Consider the following 15,872-nt stretch of genomic DNA (forward strand, 5'->3'; position numbering starts at 1 on the left):
CATACAAATCGTAGCTAATCATATCCATTCAGAAAACGTTTGTCAAGAAAAGCAAATGAAAAGTATGGTGTTATTCTTTAAATTCTGCCAAGATATCTTCACCCGAAACCGTGCAAACTGCACCGTCTTGGATCAAATGATGACATCCGGTAGAATGTTCTGTTAAAATATTTCCTGGAACAGAAAAAACTGTTCTTCCAAGATCCAATGCTTGCTGTGCTGTTATCAGAGAGCCGCTTTTTTTCTTGGCTTCAAAGACACATGTTCCTTTAGACAAAGCTGCGATAATCCGATTTCTCATTGGAAAACGATGCTTTTTCGGGCCGGATTGAGGAGGATATTCACTCAAAAGAAGATGATCATTTGCAATCACCTCTTGCAAGTCACGATTTTCAGCAGGATAGACTTGCTCTATCCCTGTTCCAATGACTGCGATTGTCCGTCCACCATGAGAGATTGCTGCTTGGTGACCGTATGTATCTATCCCTTTCGCGCAGCCACTGACGATCACATATCCAGCTTCTACCACTGGTTTTAGTAAATAATAAACTGTTTTTTTGGCTAAAGCAGAAGTGTGTCTTCCACCAACAACGCTTAACATGTTACAAGAAAGTAAAGATAGATCACCATTATAAAACAGTACAATTGGCGGATAGGTCAAGTGAAGCAGCTGAGGGGGATATTTGGGATCAAAGCAAGTGATAAACGACTGTTTCGATTGGATTTTGCCCCAGTTAGCGTGAATTTCCTGCCAACTTTTGCGAAACAGCTCCCGATGTGTGGTTATTTTACCTATCTTAATGATGTCTTCAAATCCGATTTCTTTATAAGGATACTGCATCATCCAGTTAGCAAGTGCCCATTTTCCTTGACTACTGATTCCTTTTGTATAAGCAAGTTTCAATAAATTCTCTTCTATTTGATACATCATAAAACCGCCTTTCGTCTCTCTTTCTAATAAGATACGTAAAAGCGGCTGTTTTTTATTGTAAATATTTTTTTACAGGTGCAAAACTTTTACGATGGATTGGCGTAATTCCTTGTCGTTCAAGTCCTTCTAAGTGTTCCTTTGTTCCATAACCTGCATTATGCGAGAAACCATATCCAGGATAAAGCACGTCATATTCTTTCATCAATTGGTCTCGATATACTTTAGCAATGATACTTGCAGCAGCAATCGACACAGATCGTGCATCCCCCTTGATTATTTTTTCCTGCTGAATAGGCAAATCCAAGGTCATCGCATCGATCAACAAATAGCTTGGTACAATGGACAATTTTTCTACTGCTTGGATCATCGCTAATTTACTTGCTTCATAAATATTCACATCATCAATTGTCTGCTGATCAACGATCCCGATCCCGATTGCCAGGGCTTTTTCTTGAACTTGTTGATAAAGAAGTTCTCGCTTTTTCTCTGATAATTGTTTGGAGTCATTCAGCCCTAATATGATCTCATTTTTCGGCAAGATAACTGCAGCTGCCACGACAGGTCCAGCTAATGGTCCTCTTCCTACTTCATCAATGCCGGCGATCCATTGGTGACCTTGTGCGTACCCTTGCTTTTCAAAGCAAAACATTTCTTCATATTTTTCCTTAATTAATGCTTCCTTTTTCAATCGTCGTTCAAAAGAAGCCAGTGCTTGCTGCACGCCTTTGCGTGGATCATTTCTTAATGATTCTAGTGTAGGATCATCTATTCTCTGTATGCTTTTCAATCGTTCTTTGATACTTTGGATGGATTCAGTCATCACTTTTTTGCTCCATTTCTTCGCAACGATCCAGTGTGTATCGTCCAAGTTTTCCTTGGCGAATATCATGCACGACTAATTCGCTGCCGCGGTCATAGTCTTCTTTATACCCACGTTTTGCTGTAATATCCATCAGTAATTCCGGTGCCAATTTTTCTTCTTGCTCGATTGATAAACCATAACGATCGCTGATTCTTCCTGAATAATATCGGGCAAAAAAGTCTAATCCGTAAATCGCTAAATCATCTAAATGGACAAGCTGGTCTTTGATCGCGCCTGTCAGCGCTAGTTTTTTGCCGATTTCTTCATCTTCAAATTTGGGCCATAAAATCCCTGGTGTGTCTAACAATTCCAACTCATTACCTAAACGAAGCCACTGCTGACCTTTTGTTACGCCAGGCTTATTTCCTGTCTGTGCAATTTTCTTGCCTACTAGTCGATTCATCAACGTAGATTTCCCAACATTTGGAATACCTAAGACCATTGCCCGAATAGCGCGAGGCTTGATCCCCCGAGCAGCATCTCTTGCCCGTTTTTCTTTCAATGCTTCTTTAGCCGCAGGTACTAGACCTTTAATTCCTTTACTTTCTTGTGCCGTGATAGCTAATGCAAGATGGCCTTGTTTACGAAAATATTCTTGCCACAGCTTTGTCTGTTGTGGATCTGCCAGATCCGCTTTATTCAATAAAACAAGGCGAGGTTTTTGCTGAATGATCTGATCTAGCATTGGATTACGAGAAGATAAAGGTAATCGTGCGTCTACCAATTCAAATACGATGTCCACATATTTCATTTTTTCAGAAACTTCTCGTCGGGCTTTTGCCATATGTCCCGGAAACCATTGGATGGTCATTGTTCTCTCCATTCCTTTCATACCGGAATATTCCCCGGCTTTACTTGTTTTTTTCTTTTTCAATATAAATTCACTTTTTTATTATAAAGAAATTCCATCTATTAGTTAAGAGAAAGTGAACCAGTCCTCATTCTATCACATCTTCACTTTTTTGATGATGTAAATTTTATTTTGGTTTCTATATATGAATCTAAATTTTTGACAGCGTTTCCTAAATAAGAGATGATAGACGAACAAAACAGAAAGGAGACGAAACAAATGAATAGTATGGTTTTTGTTAATTTTCCTGTTGCTGATGTCAATCGTTCCGTTGCTTTTTATGAAAAGCTGGGTTTTAAAAAAAATGAAGAATTTTCTACTGAAGAAGCTGGTTCAATGGTATGGGATGACACTTTTTGGGTAATGCTTCTCTCTCATGATTTTTATAAAAAATTTATAAAAGATAAAGAAATAGCTGATAATAAAAAAACAAGTGGTGCTTTGATTTCGTTTAGTGTTGAAAACGCGGATGAAGTAAAAAAATTTGCTCAAATTGCAAAAGAAAATGGTGGTACTTTCCACGAAGTAGATATGGGAATGCCTGAAGAAGAAATGTTTTCATTAGAAGTCCAAGATCTAGACGGAAATACATTAGAACCCGTATGGATGAAGATGTAAGCAGATAACTAATCTGACGTTTTTTATAACAAAAAAACAAAGGCGGATGATACGATAAGTATTCTCCGCCTCTATTTTTTTCATTCGTACAATCTCTTTTTTACAGTTTATAAAAGCAGTCTTCTCACCCTTTTTTTAATTATTAGATGCCAGTGTATGTAAATCACCAATGTGTCATGACACATTGGTGGTTTTATGGTATCCTTTTATTATTAACTGACAAAGGAGAGAATATTTTGAACACTTTGATTGCAAAAGACGTTTTTAGATTGCCCGAAATGAATGCAAGATTGTTGTCGACCTCTGCTCTTTTATTAGCCCTTGATGTCATCTTATACAAGATAGCGATTGGTCCTGCTTATTTTCAAATCACATTCGGATTTTTAAGTATGGCGCTTATGGGTTATCTATATGGACCGATCTGGGCTGGTTTGCTTGAAATGTTGTCGAACACTTTAAATTTCACGATATTTGGTTCAGGAACGTTTCAAGCTGCTTTTCTTATCACGGCTTTCCTTGGTGGATTTATTAATGGCTTATTTTTATATCATAAAAAGATAAACCTGCCTTCCGTCATCGCTGCCCAATTATTGATTATGATCCCAGTCAGCCTTTTTATCAATTCTTGGCTGATGTCTGTTTTGTTTGGTGCAGATTTCAAAGTGATTTTTCTAGGTAGAGTCATCAGGAATATGATCCAAATCCCTATTCAAATAATGGTTGTTTATTCATTTATCAAAACTTTAGAGGCTAGAAAAGTGTTTAAACGAGCTGTTTGATTTTACGTACTAAGGTAGTAAACTGATTTTGGATTAAACAATAAAGCGTGCAGTCTCAACAGACTGCACGCTTTATTGTTTCTCACTGGATCCATTTTATTTCATCAAGTGGATAATAGACAAATCTTGCTTTACCTAGAATATCAGTTTTATTGATCGTGCCAAACGAACGACTATCTTTTGAAACTCTTCGATTATCTCCAAGTACAAAATAATTATCTTCCGGAAGCTTGGATTGTCCCGTTAGCTCTTGTAGTGTAAAGTCCGTCGTATAGGATGCATTTGCATGATCTGATTTCAGGTTTTTAGTTAGATAAGGTTCCTTAACTACTTTCCCATTGATCTTCAATTGATCATTTTGGTAGCTGACATTTTCTCCTGGAAGACCGATTACTCGTTTGATATAAATCGTGCCATCTGCTAATTGAAAAACAACAATATCAAATCGTCTGATCTCCGAAAATTTTTCCATCACAACCATATCACCTTGCTTCAACACGTTTTCCATTGAATTGCCTTCCACTGGTACCGGGATGAATAAAAATCCCCGCAACATGAACGCAAGGAATACAGAAACAAGTAAGTATTTGAATATAAGCCAGAAGCGATTAATATAGCGTTGTTTTTTTGTCAATCTCTATCAATCCATCCCTCGTTTTTTCATTCTTTCTTTATTATAAGAAAAATATCAAAAAAATGCGACTAGATAGCTGAAATAAAAATAATTCTTTCAATTAGGCTATTGGACAAAAAACTTTTTGATCATAAAGTACAAAACTATCTCTTATATGTCATGATTATTTTCTAAATATTTTTCCCATGCTTCGTCAAAGATATCCATGGATGGCAAATAGTCGACATTCAGTTCCAGATAATTAGAAATTTCTTCGTAGCTAGAGCTGTGCTTAGGAAATTGGATGTCTTTACCGGCTTCTGTAGCGAAAACAGATAAAGCATCATGTATGCCACCGCCTCGCAGTGTCATTAAATAATGAAAAAAGCTTCGATTCACCCTTCGTTCCTCCAATTTTCTTCGATAAAGGCAGCCCGGCGTGCATGGTTTCTTTTAAAATTTTCAGGATGCTTTTTATAATACTCTTGATGGTCTTCTTCTGCTAGATAAAATGGTTGGGCTGGTTCGATTTTTGTAACGATTGGCTGTTCGAAACGTCCACTTTCAGCTAACTGTTTCTTACTTTTTTCAGCAATGATCCGCTGTTCTTCTGTCAAATAAAAGATCACCGGGCGATAATTGTCACCGCGATCCTCGAATTGTCCGAAAGCGTCAGTTGGATCAGTTTGCTGCCAGTAAAGTTCTACTAATTGTTCATATGAAATCAATGTTGGATCATAGATAATCTCCACTGCTTCTGTATGTCCAGTCGTTTGGCTTTTTACTTGTTCATAAGTCGGATCTGGTACATGCCCTCCAGTATATCCTGACATCACTGTATGGATACCAGGAAGCGTGTCGAAAGGCTGGATCATACACCAGAAGCAGCCTCCTGCAAATATTGCTCTTTCCATTATGATTCCCCCTCTAATACTACTCATCCGATGATTTTTTATTTTCTTTTGTCTTGCTTTCAGTACTGCTGGTGCTAGTTTTGTTGGTATTTGAGTTATTTGAAGCATCAGAGGTATCTTTTGGCAAATATAGACTAAACCGAATGTCATCATTTACTAAGTCGATTTTATCTGCTTTAATATACATCCCGTTTTGCATTCGGAATTGATCCAACCTAAGCATGATAGTCAGATCATCTGTATTGACTTCGATCCAATCTGGTAATTTATAGTTTCTCTTGATCATATTCATCACATCTTTGATTGGCAAACTCAATGTTCCGATAGAAAGACTTCTAGCTTTTAGTTGGACATTTCCGTTTTCCATCACATACGGATCAAAATATAAATAGAAATCGATAGGAAAACCTAGTACTTCGAAAGTACCATTGAGTAGTGCTTCATTTTCCAAATAAAATTTATATTCAATATCACTATCTTTTTGATACTCACTAAGGAAAAAGCTGATGATTTGATTGACTTTTTCTTTATTTGAATTGATCGTTAAGACAGGATCTCCTTGTCTTTCCGTAAGAGCCGGTATTTCTGGGAGTTCTGGTTCCCGATTAGCAAAAATACGGCTGCCTAAAAATACGGTCGAACCAAGTACTACCCCAAGAAGGATAAGGAAGGCGAATTTCCAGTAATTTGTTTTCTTTGTTTTGTTTGAAGATACGTCAGATCTTGTTTTCATGTTTATTGATCATCCTCCTTCTCTAGCCATTGGTTTTGTGTCTCGATCAGCTGATCTCTCACTGCATTTGCCATCAATTGATAACCTAAATTATTTGGATGGAAATGATCTTCTTCATAGAGCACATTATTTTTGATGCCATTTAGATTTTCTGTCGTGCTGGTTGTTTGATCTGTTCCTTCTTCTGTGACACCTACTTCCTGATTCAATCCTTGATAAAGCAAATCATTGATTGGGATAAAGTAGCAGTTCGGCATTTTTTTCGTCACCGTTTCTGTTCCTTTGTTCCAATTGTTAACAATTGTCTGCATGTCAGTGATCTCAGGAAAGTTCAAATAAAATGGATTGTAGATGCCTAAAATGTAAATAGGTGCGGTTTTATTGAGGGATCGAAATTCTTCCAATAGTTCTGTGACATTTTCCTGATAGTTTTTCAGTGGCTTTTTAAAGGAATTGACCGTTAACCCGAATAAATTATTTTGGATAACTTTCATCAAATCATTACCGCCAACAGTCAGTGTGATAAAATCAGCTGTTTTGATATTGTTTCGAATTTCTTCTTTTGTTTTTACTCGCTTTAAGATCTGGTCACTTCGTTCACCATTTACACCATAGTTTTCTGTTTCAACCGCGGTCAAATTATAACGGTCTTTTAGATCATTTGCGACAAGGGGAACGAATCCTCCTTGCTTGGTTTGATCTCCTACTCCTTCAGTCAGCGAATCTCCGATAGCTATGTAGTGAAGTTTTTCTTTTTTATTTGGATTTTCTCTCACAGTAGTTACTGGTTTCATTAGTGGGCCAGCTTTCGGTATAGAAGCAGCTAAACCTGCATAGATGATGATCGCAATTAATAATGGGAACAAAACGAGGATCAAATGTCGTTTCGTTAATTTCATTTTTTCACCTCTTGTATTCGATTGGTTCTAATGTTATCAAAAATTTTATCAAAAAGGTAGTCTTTATGAAAAAAGAAAACAATTATTTTCCTAATTTTATAAAGAAAAAGAGAATAAGCTGCAAGCCTTTCAGGCTGAGGGCTTATCCTCTTTTCGACTAATCTACATAATACATGATTGCAAACGCGTCTTTACCAGTATGCGTAGCGATAACCGGATTCGTATGCAGTACAGGGATATGCATGTCCGGGAATAATTCTTGCAAACCCTCTTTGAATTCTTGCGCCAATTCTTTTGCATCCGCATGTGAAATACCGATTTGTCGCACATTTGGCAATTCTTTCAGTTCATTTTTCAAATTATTAAACCATTTATCGAACGTTTTCTTTCCTCGCCCCTTAGTTACAGGGATTAATTCAGAATGGGCGAAATTCATCACCACGCGTATGTTCAAAACACTAGACAGCAAACCAGTTGTTCGGCTGATTCTTCCACCTTTTACCAAGTTATCTAGTGTGGATATTCCGATGTATAATTTTGTATTGTCTTGTACTTTTTTGACTTCTTCAAGGATTTCCTCTACTGTTTTACCTTCTTTTGCTAATTCAGCTGCTCGAATTACCTGAAAAGATAATCCTTGGTCAGTGGTATCACTGTCGATAACCGTTACTTTCGTTTTTGTTAGATTACTGGCTTGTCTTGCTGCTTCTACTGTTCCACTCAAGCCTTTTGTCATATGGATCGAAATCACTTCACTGCCGTCTTCTCCTAGCTCATCATACATCGAGATGAATTCTCCAATCGGTGGTTGGCTTGTTTTGGGCAGATTTTTTGCTTTCGCCATCATTTCCATAAATCTTTCGCCGTCTAGTTGGTCATCATCGGGATATACTGTTCCGTCGATCATGATGGATAGCGGCATGACACGAATGCCTAAAGCATCGCGTACATTTTTTTCCATCGTACATGAAGAATCTGTTACGATTTTTACATTTGTCATTATTTTCTCTCTCTCTTTCTTTAACAAGATGCCTTATTCATGTTAAACTACATGTAAGACAATTTCTATTTTTAGTATAACAGACAAATAATGATTTTTCATTAATTACACCTAGTAAAGGAGCCGTTTTCATGGAAAAAACGAAATTTAATCGAACGTATGAAATATTAAATGAAGTGTTTAATGCAGTCACCCATGGAATTGGGACTGGATTGAGTATCGCGGGACTAGTGGTTCTTTTAGTAAAAGGTGCCCACTTGCATTCCTCCCTCCATATTGTCTCTTATGCTATCTATGGATCGATGATGATTCTTTTATTTTTAACGTCTACTTTGTTTCATTCATTGATTTTTACAAAAGCAAAAAAGGTGTTCCAAGTATTCGATCATAGTTCGATTTTTCTTTTGATTGCAGGAAGTTATACTCCTTTTTGTTTGCTGAGTATCCGAGGATGGCTAGGTTGGACTTTATTTGTATTAATCTGGTTGTTTGCGATTCTTGGCATTATATATAAAGCGTTGACGTTGCATAAACGGGAGAGAGTATCAAAAGTATCTACGATCATCTATATTTTTATGGGGTGGCTCTGTGTCGTGGCTGCTGTTCCTCTTTATCACTCTCTTGGAATGACTGGTGTTATTTTGATGGTAGCAGGCGGGCTTTCTTACACGATAGGCGCATTCTTTTATAGCTTGAATTCTATCCGCTATATGCATGTTGTTTGGCATTTGTTTGTTATGTTAGGTGCAGGTTTTATGTACTTCTCTGTTTTATTCTTTACTTAATAAAAAAAATAAAGCTATGGATGGGACAGCTCTAAATAACAGCTAGTCTATCCATAGCTTTTTTATATCGTCAATTCGCCTGTCCCGCTTTTTACAGGATTCTCATTACGCTGATACGTTTCAAATTGATGCGGATAACGATTTTTTTCATCTATTTCTCCTTGACTAGTATTGATCAGTGACCAATCAGACCAGTCAACAGGTGGAAAATAAGCATCTCCATCGAATACATGATGGATGACTGTACGGTATAATATCGTACAAAATGGCAGAAATTCTTGATAAACAGCTGACCCTCCAGCGATGAAAAAGATACCATCTGTTTCTTTTTCCAGAGCAAGCACGTCTTCCACACTATGCATGACATGCACGCCTTCTGCTTTATAGGAAGAATCTCTCGTCAAAACAATCGTCTGACGATTCGGCAACGGACGGCTACCCATCCCTTCGAAAGTTTTTCGTCCCATCACTAGTGTATTTGCTTCTGTCATTTGTTTGAAGAATTTCAGATCATTTGGCAAACGCCAAGGAAGACGGTCTTCTTTTCCAATCAATCCGTTTTCATCCTGTGCCCAAATTGCAGCTAACATTTTCTCATCCTTTCTGATTCTAAACAGCGATAGGAGCTTTGATCGCCGGATGTGGGTCATATCCTTCTAATTGGATATCTTCCATCTCAAAATCAAATACTGACTGCTTTTCCTGATTCAAAACTAAAGTCGGAAATGCGCGTATTTCTCGGCTCAATTGTTCTTTCATTTGTTCGATATGATTGATATAAAGATGAGCGTCTCCTAATGTGTGAACAAATTCGCCAACCGCTAAACCTGTTTCATGTGCAATTAGGTGAGTCAGCAACGCATAACTTGCAATGTTGAACGGAACGCCTAGAAACACATCCCCACTGCGTTGATACAATTGGCAGCTTAGCCGTCCCTCTTGAACATAAAATTGAAACATCGTATGACAAGGAGGCAAAGCCATGCTAGGAACATCTTCCGGATTCCATGCAGAAACGATCAATCTTCTAGAATCAGGCGTCTTTTTGATTGCTTCGATCACTTCTTTGATTTGATCGATAAAGCCACCGTCTTTTGTTTCCCAGTGTCGCCATTGATAGCCGTAGATGTGTCCAAGATCGCCGTATGTTTCAGCAAAGGAATCATCGGTTAGGATCTTCTCGCAAAAAAGCTTGCTCTGCTTTTTATATTCTTCATTGAATTCAGGATCTGTCAAACATCTATGGCCAAAATCAGTCATATCTGGTCCATTATAGTCTGGACTTTTGATGTAGCGTTCAAATGCCCATTCATCCCAAATATGGTTTTTATTTTGTAATAGATAGCGGATATTCGTATCTCCTTTTAAAAACCAAAGCAATTCACTTTTGATCAATCCAAAAGGTACTCGTTTCGTTGTTAACAAAGGAAACCCTTTTTGCAGATCAAACCGCATTTGGTATCCGAATAAGCTTAATGTGCCTGTGCCTGTTCTGTCTTCTTTACGATGCCCTTCTTCCAACAATTTTCTTCCTAAGTCAAGATACGCTTGTTCCATCCTTTTTCCTCCTAATCTTCTACCCATTCACTCAAGTATTCCCACCGTGCCATTTTTTCTTCAAGTTGTGCTTCTGTTTCAGATACGTCGTTTTGCAATTCTTGTAATCGAGTGAAATTATCTCCTTGATGATTCATCTCTTCTTGGAGCAATGAGATTTTTTCTTCAAGTTCTGCAATCTCATCTTCAATCGTTTCCCATTCTTTTTGTTCCATGTAAGATAATTTCTTCTTTTCAGCAGGTTCCTTGCTCTGTATTTTTGGTTTCGCTTTTTCAGCAGGCTGCTGGGTCTCTTTTTGCTTCAGTAAATAACTGGACATGTTTCCGTAATAAAGTTCTTGTTTTCCGTTTCCTTGGAATACTAATAACTTATCTGCTACCTTGTCCAAGAAATAACGGTCATGGGAAACAGTGATCACAGCACCTGGAAAACTTCTAAAATAATCTTCCAAAATCGTCAATGTTGCTATGTCCAAATCATTGGTCGGTTCATCCAATAATAAAACATTAGGTTGCTGGATCAGCAGTTTCAACAAAAATAACCGGCGTTTTTCTCCGCCTGAAAGTTTGCCTATCAGTGTCCCATGCATAAATCTTGGAAATAAAAATCGTTCAAGTAATTCTGCTACTCCGATTTGACTGCCATCTGCTGTTTTTGCTTCTTCAGCAGCTTCTTGTAAGTAAGCAATCATCCGTTTATCTGGTGCCATTTCTTCATTTTCTTGTGTATAATACGCAAGATGAACCGTTTCACCGATAGACATTGTACCGCTATCCAGGGGAATTCTGCCAGCTAGAATATTAAGCAATGTCGATTTTCCCGCACCATTTTTACCAGTAATACCTAGTCTTTCCCGAGATTGAATCAGTAAATCTAAATGTTCTAGCAGTGTTTGGTCATTTATACGGTAACTGCCATCTTTGATTTCCAGTACTTTTTTCCCTAAACGTTGTGTCGCTAGGTTCAGCTCTAAATCATCTTCTTGATTTACTTGGTACAAGTTCTCCTTTAGATCTTCGAAACGGTTGATCCGTGCTTGCTGCTTGGTGCCACGTGCCTGTACGCCAGCCCTCATCCAAGCTAATTCCTGTTTATAAAGCCGCTTGCGCTTTTCTTCTTGTTCTACTTCTACACGATCACGTTCTGCTTTTTCTAAGACGTAAGCTTCATAATTTCCTTTGTACTCGTATAATTTTCCAAATGAAAGTTCGAAGATTCGGTTTGCTACTCTATCTAGAAAATAACGATCGTGGGTAACCATCAATAGGGCGCCACGGTATTGTTTCAAATAGTTTTCCAACCACTCGATCGCTTCATAATCTAAATGGTTTGTTGGTTCGTCTAGTAATAGTAAATCGGGTTCATCAATCAACACTTGCGCCAGACTAACTCGTTTTTTCTGACCACCTGATAAAGTACTGATTTTTTTATCTAATTCACTGATTCCTAATTTTTGCAAAATAATCTTTGCGTTGGTATCTGTAGTCCAAGCATCTTCTTTATTCATTTGTTCTTCTGCTTTAGCATAACGTTTTTGCACATCAGGGTCTTCTCCGTTTTCCCCTAGTTCGATCAATGCTTCCTCATATGCTCGAACAGTTTGGATCAAGGGGCTGTTTCCTTGAAAGACTGCTTGGAGAACAGTTAATTCATCGGAAAATTCAGCTGCTTGAGAAAGATAACCAATACGGTAATCAGTTGGATAAAACACTGTTTGCCGATCACCGTCGCCGCTATCGATACCGGCAATAATATTTAAGAGACTTGTTTTACCCGTCCCGTTCGTCCCAATCAACCCGATACGGTCTTTTTCGTGGACCAAAAAAGAAATCTGGTCAAACAAATCTTTTTCACCATAAGTTTTTTTGAGGTCAGTTACTTTTAATTCTTTCAACATGTTCCCTCCTTATCTTGGATATTGTATCATAAAAATAGTGAACTTCAGGAAAATTTTTTTGGTATTTGTTCTTTTTGTGTTCTCAAAAAAAGAACAGGACCGATTCGATCCTGTTCTGATATGTTTTGTTTTTTATAAAACTTGAAAATTTTTACCTTTTTATTTTAATGGACTCGTTTTTTTGACTTTGCTCGAAAAGCAAATCGGAAAGAAAAGTTATCAGATGGTTTGTTCATCGTATAAGATTCTAACAAATTGATATTCCTGCGATAGCTGTTCGCAGAAAACGTCGTGATTTTCTCAGCAACTTCATATTCATCAATGATTTTTCTTTCAAGATAATAACCTCTTAGCATTTTTTTCGTAAACAGACTATCTTGCTGGATCATCCACGAAGAAATCAAATTCCCCGAGTTCATTTTTATTCCTTCAAGTTTGCGTTGCTGGATAAAAAATTGAACCATCGTTTCATCATAAATATCAGTCAAGTTATCTAAACTTTCAATAATCAACTGAGTATTTTTTTGATATGTCTCTCTGATTTCTTGGATATCTTCATCACTAATAAATGTCTGACGATCAGCATATCTTCTTTGCCAAAACATTTTCGGATGGAGAACGATTCGCATTAACCTACGGACAACAATGAACCAAAAGCCGATAAAAGACAAAATCTGGCTTGTGATAGAATGTTCGAATCGAGAAAGAAAACGGGAGTAAAAACGATAACCATTAGAAGAAAGCTTGCCCGAACGATAACTTTCATCCAATCCATCCCGTTCGATCGACAAAATCAGTGCTTGTATTTCTTGTACTTCTTGCTTTTCATCATCGGTTAAATCTTCCAAGTACAGATCACGTATCCGTTCTTGATAATTTTCTATCACTGCTTCAGTGGCTAAAAATTCTTTTGTATTACGATCAATTTCCTTTATTTCTTTTCGCAAAACTTCAACGACCTCTTCTAAAATCATCAAAGCATTCAAATCCGTGCTTTTCGCTTCCTCTGTTTCCGTCAGCATAGGCAAGACAATGATCCCTATGACCAAAGTCACTAAGATAACACCCGCCGTCAGGAACAAAAGCAAAGACCGCTGGTAAAACATCATATTATTGATTGAAAATGGCAAAATAAAAATCGTAGCCAAACTGACTGTTCCCTTTACACCGCCAAATGTTAAGATCAAGATCTCGTTCAACTGTTTTTTGAACTTTTTGCTGCCATCTTTGAATACATAAAAAAGACTGATAGAAATGAATCTGATCACAAAAAGCATGACAGAGATCAATACGATAATCGCTAATAAAAGACCGTTTGGATATAAACCGTCTCCCCATACTGGCGAGAACACTTGCGTCAATTCGATTCCTAAAAATATAAATACTAATGCATTCAGCGTAAAAGCAATAGTTGTCCATGTACTGTGGGACAAGCTCGACAATTCTGCATCAAACACAGAGATTTTCCTAAAACCAGAAGCTTGGAGAATACCTGCTGCCACTGCAGCAATGATTCCAGATACATCAAATGCCTCTGCCAATACATAGGCTAGAAAAGGAAGCAAAAGTTCGATCAGCAGATACCCTGTGACATCTTGTGCTGATGCTTTTTCGATCAAATGAATTATTTTTTGTTTGAACCAGACAAGCAAAAAGCCGATCAAAGCTCCCCCAATACTAGAAACTACTAGACTCATCCCCGCGTTTACTGCTGAAAAAGATCCGGTGATCAGCGCACCAAGAGCAAACTGGAAGGCAGTAACACCTGATGCATCATTCAAAAGACCTTCTCCTTCCAAAATATGCATCGCCTTTTTAGGGATATTCACTCGTCCAGAAAGAGAACTGACTGCTACCGCATCTGTCGGACCTAACGCTGCTCCAAAAGCAAAGCAGGCAGCAAGTGGGACACTTGGCAACAGGAATGATAATGTCGCACCTACCCCGACAAGGGTCAAAATGACTCCTCCAAATGCCAAAAACAAAATTGTCCCGAAATTTTTGAGAATCGAAGAAATATCTGCTTTTTCTCCTTCTCTAAATAACAATGGTGCAATAATCATAACTAAGAACAATTCAGGTTCAAAATCGATTGATTGTCCCCACTCTGTCAGACCTAATACCACTCCAAGGAAAATTTGGATCAGTGGAGCTGGAATCATTGGCAAAATGCGGCTAGCTATGTTCGATAAGGTGATCGTTACTGCAAATACAATAACTAACTCAGCAAATTCCATCGTCCATCCCCTTTATTTTTTATTTTGTGTAAGCATTTTTAAAAATTGTTCTTTTTTCTTTAAGATTTTGGTTTCGACTACTTCAACCTGTGTTTGGTTTCCCTCTAATTCACACTGTACACGTTTTGACTCCAAACGAAGCAGATCATGTTTCAGACGTTCCAACTGACGATACATCAATATATTTCTTTTACGCAACTTACAAAGTATTTGACGGCGGTCATCCATCGAAAGGGCGCCATAGCGATCATGCAACAGTTTTTTTTGTTGTTCAAAACTCTCTCTCATTTTCCAGATCTCCTATACACAAACTTCCATCATTATAGCAAAGTTCTTTTTGGATGAAAAATATTTCATTGTTTCATCGTTTATTGCTAGTTAGAAATTTCCATAAATTTTTCAACGCCTCATTCTATTCCAAATAGTATCAGATATCAAGTAAAACTTAAGAAAGATAAAAGTTTCTGACAAAAGGATGTTTACTTTTCCATTCCTGCCTTTCTTGTTCTTTTATCACAACAAAAAAATGGGGCTGCGACAAAAATCTTGTCACAGTCCCTTATTCTGAATAAACGGTGTGCAAGAGACAGCCTATCAGTAGTAATAAGACACATCTCTTTCACAGCCTCATTTTTGCGTAAAAATCGATTTATTCGAAAAATTCCCCGTATACATCTTCTACACGTTGATCTGGATTGATCACGATATACAAGTTACCTGTTTTTTCGCTGATTTTTGTTGATTGATATTGATTGTCTAATCCTTCTGTTCCTTTATCTAGATATGGGAAGTACACAAGATCAGGTGTGCCATTTCGGTAAAGGATTTCCATTCGCTCGATATCTTCGTATTTCAATGCGCGATTAAACATGCCCATTTCCAGTCCGCCTAGGTTGATATCATGTGTCGCAACTGCGTCCCCTTCATGGAAGATTTCGATTTTAAATCCAGCACACGGATGGATTTCAACAAATTCACTGCCATTGATTCGTCCAAAACTTGTTGTGATTTGTTTAATCCAAAGATCGCCGATATGACGGCGGTTGATCGTCCAGGTTTCTCCATTTCTAAAATAAAATTTTAGCGCTGTCATTTCTTTACTCATTAAAAAGACTCCTTTATGATGTAATTTATTCTTGTACTACCTCAGTTTAGCACAAATTTATGTAAGTGGTCACATCTTATGTTTTTTCTTC

The 15,872-nt window shown here is 37.6% G+C and carries 18 protein-coding genes; 3 read left to right on the forward strand and 15 right to left on the reverse strand.

The features are described from left to right. Positions 1 to 70: 70 nt before the first annotated feature. The 3 genes from dprA to ylqF are packed head-to-tail and all read right to left on the reverse strand — an operon-like array spanning position 71 to position 2,604. Complete coding sequence (gene dprA, locus RBL01_RS07795; protein WP_002306921.1) at positions 71 to 928, reverse strand: DNA-processing protein DprA; 858 nt, start codon at positions 926 to 928, stop codon at positions 71 to 73. A 55-nt stretch (positions 929 to 983) separates the two neighbouring features. After that, positions 984 to 1,751, reverse strand: coding sequence for a ribonuclease HII (locus RBL01_RS07800; RefSeq protein WP_002296990.1), 768 nt, complete (start codon positions 1,749 to 1,751; stop codon positions 984 to 986). Continuing rightward, a complete protein-coding gene (gene ylqF, locus RBL01_RS07805) occupies positions 1,744 to 2,604 on the reverse strand; it encodes a ribosome biogenesis GTPase YlqF (RefSeq protein ID WP_002296988.1) in 861 nt (286 codons plus the stop codon). Before ylqF ends, RBL01_RS07800 begins: the two co-directional genes overlap by 8 nt. A 258-nt stretch (positions 2,605 to 2,862) precedes the next feature. On the opposite strand from ylqF, the gene RBL01_RS07810 reads away from it, so the two are divergent. Together RBL01_RS07810 and RBL01_RS07815 are read left to right on the forward strand one after the other, a co-directional pair. After that, positions 2,863 to 3,261, forward strand: a complete 399-nt coding sequence (locus RBL01_RS07810) for a VOC family protein (protein WP_002298119.1) — start codon at positions 2,863 to 2,865, stop codon at positions 3,259 to 3,261. A gap of 236 nt (positions 3,262 to 3,497) precedes the next feature. After that, the gene (locus RBL01_RS07815) at positions 3,498 to 4,040 is read left to right on the forward strand and encodes a folate family ECF transporter S component (RefSeq protein ID WP_002298120.1); all 543 of its coding nucleotides are present in this window, start codon (positions 3,498 to 3,500) and stop codon (positions 4,038 to 4,040) included. 82 nt (positions 4,041 to 4,122) lie between these two features. Here the strand turns inward: RBL01_RS07815 and lepB are convergent, their stop codons facing one another. The 6 genes from lepB to RBL01_RS07845 all read right to left on the reverse strand — a co-directional run bounded on the left by lepB (position 4,123) and on the right by RBL01_RS07845 (position 8,199). Beyond that, positions 4,123 to 4,674: a signal peptidase I gene (gene lepB, locus RBL01_RS07820; RefSeq protein ID WP_002319406.1), complete on the reverse strand. Its 552-nt coding sequence runs from the start codon at positions 4,672 to 4,674 to the stop codon at positions 4,123 to 4,125. Between the two features lie 150 nt (positions 4,675 to 4,824). Beyond that, on the reverse strand, positions 4,825 to 5,052 hold the full coding sequence (locus tag RBL01_RS07825; protein WP_002327112.1) for a YozE family protein: 228 nt from the start codon (positions 5,050 to 5,052) through the stop codon (positions 4,825 to 4,827). Next, positions 5,049 to 5,567 carry a peptide-methionine (S)-S-oxide reductase MsrA gene (gene msrA / locus RBL01_RS07830; RefSeq protein ID WP_002288397.1) on the reverse strand — a complete coding sequence of 173 codons (519 nt, stop codon included), beginning with the start codon at positions 5,565 to 5,567 and terminating at the stop codon, positions 5,049 to 5,051. The genes RBL01_RS07825 and msrA overlap by 4 nt, the downstream gene beginning before the upstream one ends. Positions 5,568 to 5,586: 19 nt before the next feature. Further along, a complete protein-coding gene (locus RBL01_RS07835) occupies positions 5,587 to 6,300 on the reverse strand; it encodes a YpmS family protein (RefSeq protein ID WP_002288396.1) in 714 nt (237 codons plus the stop codon). A 2-nt stretch (positions 6,301 to 6,302) separates the two neighbouring features. Further along, the gene (locus tag RBL01_RS07840; RefSeq protein WP_002319404.1) at positions 6,303 to 7,199 is read right to left on the reverse strand and encodes an SGNH/GDSL hydrolase family protein; all 897 of its coding nucleotides are present in this window, start codon (positions 7,197 to 7,199) and stop codon (positions 6,303 to 6,305) included. A 157-nt stretch (positions 7,200 to 7,356) separates the two neighbouring features. Continuing rightward, positions 7,357 to 8,199, reverse strand: a complete 843-nt coding sequence (locus tag RBL01_RS07845; protein ID WP_002298122.1) for a DegV family protein — start codon at positions 8,197 to 8,199, stop codon at positions 7,357 to 7,359. 131 nt (positions 8,200 to 8,330) lie between these two features. On the opposite strand from RBL01_RS07845, the gene trhA reads away from it, so the two are divergent. After that, positions 8,331 to 8,984, forward strand: coding sequence for a PAQR family membrane homeostasis protein TrhA (trhA, locus tag RBL01_RS07850; RefSeq protein ID WP_002288393.1), 654 nt, complete (start codon positions 8,331 to 8,333; stop codon positions 8,982 to 8,984). A 62-nt stretch (positions 8,985 to 9,046) separates the two neighbouring features. Here the strand turns inward: trhA and RBL01_RS07855 are convergent, their stop codons facing one another. The 6 genes from RBL01_RS07855 to RBL01_RS07880 all read right to left on the reverse strand — a co-directional run bounded on the left by RBL01_RS07855 (position 9,047) and on the right by RBL01_RS07880 (position 15,781). Continuing rightward, positions 9,047 to 9,574: a dihydrofolate reductase gene (locus tag RBL01_RS07855; RefSeq protein WP_002298124.1), complete on the reverse strand. Its 528-nt coding sequence runs from the start codon at positions 9,572 to 9,574 to the stop codon at positions 9,047 to 9,049. A 19-nt stretch (positions 9,575 to 9,593) separates the two neighbouring features. After that, positions 9,594 to 10,541 (reverse strand): thymidylate synthase, encoded by a 948-nt coding sequence (locus RBL01_RS07860; protein WP_002298126.1) that lies wholly within the window; start codon positions 10,539 to 10,541, stop codon positions 9,594 to 9,596. Positions 10,542 to 10,552: 11 nt separating this feature from the next. Further along, positions 10,553 to 12,436 carry an ABC-F family ATP-binding cassette domain-containing protein gene (locus RBL01_RS07865; RefSeq protein WP_033581979.1) on the reverse strand — a complete coding sequence of 628 codons (1,884 nt, stop codon included), beginning with the start codon at positions 12,434 to 12,436 and terminating at the stop codon, positions 10,553 to 10,555. Between the two features lie 167 nt (positions 12,437 to 12,603). Beyond that, on the reverse strand, positions 12,604 to 14,676 hold the full coding sequence (locus RBL01_RS07870; RefSeq protein ID WP_002319403.1) for a cation:proton antiporter: 2,073 nt from the start codon (positions 14,674 to 14,676) through the stop codon (positions 12,604 to 12,606). 12 nt (positions 14,677 to 14,688) lie between these two features. Continuing rightward, on the reverse strand, positions 14,689 to 14,964 hold the full coding sequence (locus RBL01_RS07875; protein ID WP_002290188.1) for a hypothetical protein: 276 nt from the start codon (positions 14,962 to 14,964) through the stop codon (positions 14,689 to 14,691). A 361-nt stretch (positions 14,965 to 15,325) separates the two neighbouring features. After that, the gene (locus tag RBL01_RS07880; protein WP_002290187.1) at positions 15,326 to 15,781 is read right to left on the reverse strand and encodes a hypothetical protein; all 456 of its coding nucleotides are present in this window, start codon (positions 15,779 to 15,781) and stop codon (positions 15,326 to 15,328) included. Positions 15,782 to 15,872 lie beyond the last annotated feature (91 nt).

It is taken from the genome of Enterococcus sp. SB12 (assembly GCF_030910025.2).
Lineage (GTDB): Bacteria > Bacillota > Bacilli > Lactobacillales > Enterococcaceae > Enterococcus_B > Enterococcus_B faecium.

What these genes read in the sequence shown, in the direction of transcription:
- dprA (WP_002306921.1), bottom strand. Translation starts at nt 928, where the DNA reads ATGTATCAAATAGAAGAGAATTTATTGAAACTTGCTTATACAAAAGGA.
- RBL01_RS07800 (WP_002296990.1), bottom strand. Translation starts at nt 1,751, where the DNA reads ATGACTGAATCCATCCAAAGTATCAAAGAACGATTGAAAAGCATACAG.
- ylqF (WP_002296988.1), bottom strand. Translation starts at nt 2,604, where the DNA reads ATGACCATCCAATGGTTTCCGGGACATATGGCAAAAGCCCGACGAGAA.
- RBL01_RS07810 (WP_002298119.1), top strand. Translation starts at nt 2,863, where the DNA reads ATGAATAGTATGGTTTTTGTTAATTTTCCTGTTGCTGATGTCAATCGT.
- msrA (WP_002288397.1), bottom strand. Translation starts at nt 5,567, where the DNA reads ATGGAAAGAGCAATATTTGCAGGAGGCTGCTTCTGGTGTATGATCCAG.
- RBL01_RS07835 (WP_002288396.1), bottom strand. Translation starts at nt 6,300, where the DNA reads ATGAAAACAAGATCTGACGTATCTTCAAACAAAACAAAGAAAACAAAT.
- RBL01_RS07840 (WP_002319404.1), bottom strand. Translation starts at nt 7,199, where the DNA reads ATGAAATTAACGAAACGACATTTGATCCTCGTTTTGTTCCCATTATTA.
- RBL01_RS07845 (WP_002298122.1), bottom strand. Translation starts at nt 8,199, where the DNA reads ATGACAAATGTAAAAATCGTAACAGATTCTTCATGTACGATGGAAAAA.
- trhA (WP_002288393.1), top strand. Translation starts at nt 8,331, where the DNA reads ATGGAAAAAACGAAATTTAATCGAACGTATGAAATATTAAATGAAGTG.
- RBL01_RS07855 (WP_002298124.1), bottom strand. Translation starts at nt 9,574, where the DNA reads ATGTTAGCTGCAATTTGGGCACAGGATGAAAACGGATTGATTGGAAAA.
- RBL01_RS07860 (WP_002298126.1), bottom strand. Translation starts at nt 10,541, where the DNA reads ATGGAACAAGCGTATCTTGACTTAGGAAGAAAATTGTTGGAAGAAGGG.
- RBL01_RS07870 (WP_002319403.1), bottom strand. Translation starts at nt 14,676, where the DNA reads ATGGAATTTGCTGAGTTAGTTATTGTATTTGCAGTAACGATCACCTTA.
- RBL01_RS07875 (WP_002290188.1), bottom strand. Translation starts at nt 14,964, where the DNA reads ATGAGAGAGAGTTTTGAACAACAAAAAAAACTGTTGCATGATCGCTAT.
- RBL01_RS07880 (WP_002290187.1), bottom strand. Translation starts at nt 15,781, where the DNA reads ATGAGTAAAGAAATGACAGCGCTAAAATTTTATTTTAGAAATGGAGAA.